The organism is Oleiphilus sp. HI0061, from assembly GCF_001635675.1.
Genome location: NZ_LWFE01001265.1, coordinates 1 through 2,464, shown reverse-complemented (window position 1 = coordinate 2,464; position 2,464 = coordinate 1). Strand labels below are relative to the sequence as shown.

5 protein-coding genes and 1 pseudogene are annotated in these 2,464 nt (G+C 40.2%); 4 read left to right on the top strand and 2 right to left on the bottom strand.

What is annotated here, in order from left to right:
- The first annotated feature begins 113 nt into the window (after positions 1–113).
- Positions 114–515 (top strand): PIN domain nuclease, encoded by a 402-nt coding sequence (locus tag A3735_RS19820; protein ID WP_068511100.1) that lies wholly within the window; start codon positions 114–116, stop codon positions 513–515.
- Between the two features lie 75 nt (positions 516–590).
- On the opposite strand, the gene A3735_RS19815 is transcribed toward A3735_RS19820, so the two are convergent.
- Positions 591–926, bottom strand: coding sequence for a hypothetical protein (locus tag A3735_RS19815; RefSeq protein ID WP_068511102.1), 336 nt, complete (start codon positions 924–926; stop codon positions 591–593).
- Between the two features lie 143 nt (positions 927–1,069).
- On the opposite strand from A3735_RS19815, the gene A3735_RS19810 reads away from it, so the two are divergent.
- The gene (locus A3735_RS19810; RefSeq protein WP_068511104.1) at positions 1,070–1,369 is read left to right on the top strand and encodes a BrnT family toxin; all 300 of its coding nucleotides are present in this window, start codon (positions 1,070–1,072) and stop codon (positions 1,367–1,369) included.
- The gene (gene brnA, locus A3735_RS19805; RefSeq protein WP_068510173.1) at positions 1,356–1,631 is read left to right on the top strand and encodes a type II toxin-antitoxin system BrnA family antitoxin; all 276 of its coding nucleotides are present in this window, start codon (positions 1,356–1,358) and stop codon (positions 1,629–1,631) included. Before A3735_RS19810 ends, brnA begins: the two co-directional genes overlap by 14 nt.
- 114 nt (positions 1,632–1,745) lie before the next feature.
- Here brnA and A3735_RS19800 read toward each other — a convergent pair whose 3' ends face one another.
- The gene (locus A3735_RS19800; protein WP_068510171.1) at positions 1,746–2,090 is read right to left on the bottom strand and encodes a hypothetical protein; all 345 of its coding nucleotides are present in this window, start codon (positions 2,088–2,090) and stop codon (positions 1,746–1,748) included.
- A gap of 183 nt (positions 2,091–2,273) precedes the next feature.
- On the opposite strand from A3735_RS19800, the pseudogene A3735_RS19795 reads away from it, so the two are divergent.
- A pseudogene (locus tag A3735_RS19795) lies at positions 2,274–2,464 on the top strand (IS110 family transposase); the annotation flags it as partial.

The following is a 2,464-nucleotide window of genomic DNA, read 5'->3' as shown; positions in this document are numbered from 1 at the left end:
GCTGTTGAAGAAGGCTTAAAGTTGCTTATTAAGCTAAATGAACAACAAGCTGTATGTAGTTTAAGGGGGAAAATACACTGGGAAGGCGATTTAAACGAAATGCGAGGCGATAAGTGATTATTGCTGACACAAGTGTTTGGATTGATTATTTTAACGGCGTAGTAAGTCCCTATACCGATGAGTTAGACAGGCAATTAATGAAGGGGAATGTTGCTTTAGGCGATTTAATTTTGCTTGAGATATTGCAGGGCATAAAAAGCGACAAAGAATACAATAAAACCAAGTCTGTACTTGGGAAACTAGACCAATATGAAATGCTTGGTCATAGGATGGTATTGCAATGTTCGGACTATTATCGATTGCTGAGGAAGCGAGGCATTACGATAAGGAAAACAGCGGATGTGATTATTGCGACTTTTTGTATAGATAATAAGGTGCCGCTTCTTTTTACCGATAGAGATTTCAAACCATTTGTAGAACACTGCGGATTAATTTCAGCCATTTCAAAGACATAACGCCTGCAGCTGCGGCCGAGCGAAGCGAGGTCCAGCCACAGCGTGTTTTTGCTGTGGCGAGGCAGGCTGCACTTGTTAAATGCTGAATTCAATTATGCCACCATGCTCAGCGTATATTTTGTTTAGACCCGCCCGTAATTCATTAAACTTATCGAATTTAGCCGGAAAGTAAAAATGCTCTAAGTTGCCGTTGGCAAGTACTATATGAATACCATCATTTGTTATGGTGCATTCGGTCACTTGGTTGTGGCGACCATTTATTTGGTCATTGTATTCGAAGTAAATACCATCATCGGAACCGACCTCTTCGGTTAGACCTTTTTGCCACATAAAATAATTGCCATCAGAGTCTACGACTGAGACAACAAGAACATCATTTTCGACTATTTCGATTGGATGATCGTAGCTCATAAATTCCTTTTGGCATTTAACGCCCGGCTCACCGAGCAAATTTTATTGGCGGCTTTTTTGGTACAAAAAAGGTGACAATAAAATTTGTCCGGTGGAGCCGCTTGTTAGTGCTATTTTTATGTATATGATGGTAATATACATAAATGATTAATTGGAAACAAATAAAAGGCTTTAATTGGGATGCTGGCAACGAAAGAAAAAACGTTGATAAACACAGCGTAAACCAGTTAGAGGCCGAACAATTATTTTTTAATGAGCCTTTATTACTGCTGCCGGACAAAAAGCACAGTGATAAAGAGCCCAGATACCATGCCCTTGGAATTACCGATGATGGGCGGCAACTACATATTACTTTTACACTGCGTGAAGATAACACTTTGATTAGAGTGATTTCTGCACGACCAATGCACAAGAAAGAGAGGAAATTTTATGAACAAGCATAAACAGCCTCCAAAGTTTAAAACAGAGGCAGAAGAACGAAAGTTTTGGGAAGATAATGATTCCGCTGATTACTTGGACTGGAGTAAGGCCGCAAAAGTAACAATGCCCAACTTAAAACCATCGACGAAAACAATTTCCTTGCGGTTACCTGAGTCTTTGCTTGAAAGCATTAAAATTGAGGCTAATCGAAGAGACATGCCTTACCAGTCCTTAATCAAATCTTGGCTTGCTGATGATGTTCGACAGAATCGCTTAGCTTCTTAAGAGCACTAACGCCTGCCACAACGGCTTGGGTGAAGTGGCGGCGTTTTTGCGTCTTTTTGCAAAAACGGTGACAGTTTACCCAAGTCCGATTGATGGCACTTGTTATGTAAACAGTTATTTGTTCCGTATTTCTATTACTACGTCAGCCTCTCTCTTTATATTTGGCCGAGTTAACTCAGGATCTTCTTTATCCAGACACATAAACTGAATTTCTGCCTGGGCATCTGATGTGAATGGAACCATATCCTTTTGAGATACTCGAACAACTTGGAAATGCTTATTTTGATTGTTACAAAATGCAAATGCTTCTTTATATACATCAGCTTTAACACTGCCACCAACCACATCGAATCCTTTTTGGGATCTAGAAATCAAATACGTATCTATCCCTATAGGGATTACGCCTGATGATGTTGCACAACCGGAAACTAATAAAACAATAAAGAATATTCTCTTCATTTATCTCTTCACTCCTTGGCCAAACTTTATTCATACGCCCAGTTCATTGGGTATGCATCTTTGCTGAATTTACATAGACATAATGACTCCCCACGTCCCAAAAGAGTGCTGACCTCCTATCGTGGGTTAGCAAAGCCAGAGCCATAATATATGTGTCATACCATATAAGCGGAGGCCAGCACCATGAAAAACAATACCATAATTTTTGTCGGATTGGACACCCATAAGGAGTTCACCGAAGTCGCATATTGCGAAGATCAACGAGGCTCAGAAGTAAAGCATCTTGGAAGAGTTTCTTCAGCCAAAGTATCACTTACCAAGATGGCAAGACAGTTTGAAAGCAAATACCCGCAGGCTACCCTGCATTTTGTTTA

Coding starts and splice junctions, on each gene's coding strand:
- A3735_RS19815 (WP_068511102.1), bottom strand. CDS start 926: ATGAGCTACGATCATCCAATCGAAATAGTCGAAAATGATGTTCTTGTT.
- A3735_RS19810 (WP_068511104.1), top strand. CDS start 1,070: ATGATTAATTGGAAACAAATAAAAGGCTTTAATTGGGATGCTGGCAAC.
- brnA (WP_068510173.1), top strand. CDS start 1,356: ATGAACAAGCATAAACAGCCTCCAAAGTTTAAAACAGAGGCAGAAGAA.
- A3735_RS19800 (WP_068510171.1), bottom strand. CDS start 2,090: ATGAAGAGAATATTCTTTATTGTTTTATTAGTTTCCGGTTGTGCAACA.